The sequence below is a fragment of the Mesorhizobium sp. M2A.F.Ca.ET.039.01.1.1 genome (assembly GCF_003998035.1).
Lineage (GTDB): Bacteria > Pseudomonadota > Alphaproteobacteria > Rhizobiales > Rhizobiaceae > Mesorhizobium.
The window spans coordinates 1-2720 of sequence record NZ_RZRY01000771.1 but is presented as its reverse complement, the minus strand read 5'-3'; the positions used below and the strand labels follow the sequence as shown (position 1 = coordinate 2720).

Here is a 2720-nt window from a genome sequence, read left to right as displayed (position 1 = left end):
GCCTGTCACGCCAGCCGTGTAACGAGCCGCCATGCTCAAATTGAAACCGCGGGAAAGACGTTTTCCCGAGCTCTCCTATGCCAACCCGCATCAGCCGGTGCTGACGCGCTGGTTCATCCATTCGGTCGAGGGTTTGTCCGGCCGCGACCGTTTTGCCGCGCTTTATGACTTCTGGCGCAGGCAAGTGGTGCCGACCGGCGACCGCGTGTTCAGCCGTATGCTGGAACTGATCGACGTCAAGGTCCGCAACGCCGTGCAATGGCCGCCGGCGGCGCTGCCGGACACGCCGCTGGTCATCGTCGCCAACCATCCCTTCGGCATCGGCGACGGCATTGCCGTGCTTTCGCTGGTCGAGCAGCTCGGCCGGCCTTTCCGGGTCATGATCCACAAGGATCTGCTCAGGATCCGCGAGATGGAGCCCTATTCGCTGCCCATCGATTTTTCCGAAACGAAGGAAGCGCTGAAGAACAACATGGCTGTGCGTCATGAGGCGGTGCGTCTGCTGAAGGAAGGCGTCACCATCGTCGTCTTCCCGGCCGGCGGTGTCGCCACGGCGCCCAAGGGTTTCGGCCGCGCCATCGACCTGCCGTGGAAGATGTTCCCGGCCAAGCTCGTCCAGGACGCCAAGGCCTCGGTTATCCCGATGCATTTTTCCGGCCAGAACGGCCGTCTGTTCCATCTCGTCAGCGGCCCGATGAACATGGCCGAGCGCGACAACCGCGTGGCGAAGTTCATCGGCAAGGCGTCGCTGACGCTGCGCACCTCCTTGCTCATCCGCGAGTTCGCGCGGCTGTCGGGCAAGGCGATCGAGGTGCGCATCGGTGATGTGCTGAGATGGAGCGACCTCGAGCCGCTGCGCGACCGCAAGGCACTGCTCGATCGGCTCTATCGCGCGGTGTTCGACCTGTCGACGCCCTCCGTGCAACGCACCCGCGTGCCTTTCCTGCCGAGGCGGATGCGCAAGGCGGCCTGACAGCTCAGATGTATCAGTCCGCGCCTTCCTCGGGATCGATGGCGGACGACTCGTTGGCCACGACCTCGATCTCCTGGTTCTGGCCGGCCACGACGGTGAAATCCTTCTGGTAGATGCGGTCGCGGTTCTTGGCGATGATGGTGTACTGGCCTTCGGCCAGCACCATCGAGGCGAAGGCTCCGACGGCTTCCTTGATCGGGTCGCCGCTCTCGTTGAGCAGCGACCAGGACGTGTCGGCGATGGCTTCGCCGCCGGGCTCGCGCACCAGCTTCATCGTCATCTCGGCCGCCCGGTGCTCGACGGTTGCCTCGGTCAGCTTGCCGGCCTCGACGCGGATATCGGAGCGGATCACGGCGTTGACCGCGCCATAGGTGGAGACGACGTGGTAGGTGCCGGCGTTCAGCCGCACCACAGTGTTCGGCGCCACGTCGGGGGCGATCAGCGCCCGGTCGCCATTGGCGGCGGGATGGTCTTCATAGATCGAGAAGCGCAGTTTCTTCGACTGGATTGGGGCGCCGCCCGATGTCACTGCGTCGAGCTTGAGGCCGCCGGCGTCGAGCACCAGGCTTTCGTGCCTGGCCGCCTTGCCGACGGTGATGCGCTTGGTGGCGCCGGCGCGTCCATAGGAGGCGTGGACCAGATAGCTGCCGGGGTCGAGCTGGAACACGGCCGTGCCGCCATGAGCTGAGGCCACCATCGGAAGCTTGCCGTCGCTTGACGGCTGCGGCTTGAACACCCGCCAGACAATGCCGCGGGTGATGTCGGCGCCCTTGTCGGTCAGTTGCGCCGACAGGGTGATGGCGCCGCCATTGCCGAGCGCCAGCGGTGCTCCTGTCTTCGGCGTCGCGTAGCTCGAAATGCCCGGAAGCTTGAGGTCGCCGACATCGTTGGCGTTCTGGGCCAGCGCGAAGGAAACCGGCACCGCGAACAACGCAGCGACGAGCGCGATCACCAAAAGGCGCAGGGTCCCCTCAAACATGCCTTGCGTTGAAGCCCAAGGCGGTGGCAATTTCAAGGCTTAAGAGTTCGAGGCCTTGCGCCGACGGCTCTTTATCCGGCGCAAAACGCCACTGCCCGAGCCGCCCGACCTCCCGATGGCGCGCTTCAGCTCAAAATTGAATACTATAGAATGCTTAGGAGACTTGCGCCCATGGCGTCGCCGATCATCGACTTCCTGCTCACCCGCAATTCCGCGCCGATCCCGGACCTCAAGGAGCCGGCGCCGAGCGATGCCGAGATCGCGACGATGATGGCGGCTGCCTCGCGGGTTCCCGATCATGGCCGGCTCGAGCCCTGGCGCTTCATCCTCTACCGCGGCGAGGCGCGTGTCGAGATCGGCAAGAAGCTGGCTGCACTTGCCGAGCAGCGCGAGGGGCCGTTGCCGGAGGGCAGGCGCAACCAGGAACTGGCGCGCTTCTCGCGCGCGCCGCTGGTGATCGGCGTCGTGTCGGTGCCGAAGGAGAACCCGAAGATCCCGCAATGGGAGATGTTCCTGTCGGGCGGCATGGCGGCCATGAACCTGATGATCGCGGCGAACGCACTGGGCTACGGCACCAACATGATCAGCAACTGGTACTCCGATGTGCCGGAGGGCAGGGCGATCCTCGGGCTCTCGCCGCAGGAGCGCGTTATCGGCTTCGTCCATATCGGCTCCTATCAGGGGCCGGCGCCGGAGCGGCCGCGGCCAGATCCAGCCAAGCTCTATGACGACTACACCGGTCCCTGGGCGGGGTGAGCGGCCTAAGGC

Annotated in this window: 3 protein-coding genes; 2 read left to right on the top strand and 1 reads right to left on the bottom strand. The window is 65.3% G+C overall.

The genetic code is table 11. From position 1 onward, the window contains the following. Positions 1-31 precede the first annotated feature (31 nt). Positions 32-973, top strand: coding sequence for a lysophospholipid acyltransferase family protein (locus tag EOA24_RS33405; RefSeq protein WP_126082347.1), 942 nt, complete (start codon positions 32-34; stop codon positions 971-973). A 13-nt stretch (positions 974-986) separates the two neighbouring features. Here EOA24_RS33405 and EOA24_RS33400 read toward each other — a convergent pair whose 3' ends face one another. After that, positions 987-1952, bottom strand: coding sequence for a hypothetical protein (locus tag EOA24_RS33400; RefSeq protein WP_126082348.1), 966 nt, complete (start codon positions 1950-1952; stop codon positions 987-989). Between the two features lie 171 nt (positions 1953-2123). Between EOA24_RS33400 and EOA24_RS33395 the strand changes: the two genes are divergently transcribed. Continuing rightward, a complete protein-coding gene (locus EOA24_RS33395; protein WP_126082349.1) occupies positions 2124-2708 on the top strand; it encodes a nitroreductase in 585 nt (194 codons plus the stop codon). Positions 2709-2720 lie beyond the last annotated feature (12 nt).

Coding starts and splice junctions, on each gene's coding strand:
- EOA24_RS33400 (WP_126082348.1), bottom strand. CDS start 1,952: ATGTTTGAGGGGACCCTGCGCCTTTTGGTGATCGCGCTCGTCGCTGCG.
- EOA24_RS33395 (WP_126082349.1), top strand. CDS start 2,124: ATGGCGTCGCCGATCATCGACTTCCTGCTCACCCGCAATTCCGCGCCG.
- EOA24_RS33405 (WP_126082347.1), top strand. CDS start 32: ATGCTCAAATTGAAACCGCGGGAAAGACGTTTTCCCGAGCTCTCCTAT.